Consider the following 447-nt stretch of genomic DNA (forward strand, 5'->3'; position numbering starts at 1 on the left):
GGGTCAAATTTTTTGATTTCCAGTTTGCCAGGCATAGTACGTTTGTTTTTAGTAGTTGTGTAGAAGTGACCAGTACCAGCACTGGACTCCAGTTTGATTTTATCGCGCATTGCAGTAATCCTTAATTAATGGTGTTTAAATTAAGCTTCGCCGCGAGCACGCAAATCAGCCAATACGACATCAATGCCTACTTTATCGATGGTGCGCAATGCAGCGTTAGAAACGCGCAGGCGAACCCAGCGGTTTTCACTTTCTACCCAGAAACGACGTGATTGCAAGTTAGGCAAAAAACGACGTTTGGTTTTGTTGTTGGCGTGTGATACGTTATTGCCAGACATCGGGCGCTTACCGGTCACTTTGCAAACTCGTGCCATGGTTAGTCTCCAAACTTCTAAAATAGTAAAACGCGATTTATACCACGAAATCCGCCTTCAGTTCAAGTCGTTT

Annotated in this window: 2 protein-coding genes; both read right to left on the reverse strand. The window is 44.1% G+C overall.

Translation table 11 applies throughout. The annotated features are described in order from the left end of the window. A partial coding sequence (gene rpmG, locus ACTHUT_RS22015) for a 50S ribosomal protein L33 (protein ID WP_440419950.1) occupies positions 1 to 110 on the reverse strand: 110 nt, incomplete at its 3' end. Between the two features lie 30 nt (positions 111 to 140). Beyond that, positions 141 to 374, reverse strand: a complete 234-nt coding sequence (rpmB, locus tag ACTHUT_RS22020; protein ID WP_002216391.1) for a 50S ribosomal protein L28 — start codon at positions 372 to 374, stop codon at positions 141 to 143. Positions 375 to 447: the final 73 nt, after the last annotated feature.

The sequence above is a fragment of the Neisseria sp. P0022.S010 genome (genome assembly GCF_051956635.1).

Bases quoted from the DNA above. Each gene is read 5' to 3' on its own strand.
- rpmB (WP_002216391.1), bottom strand. From the start codon at position 374: ATGGCACGAGTTTGCAAAGTGACCGGTAAGCGCCCGATGTCTGGCAAT.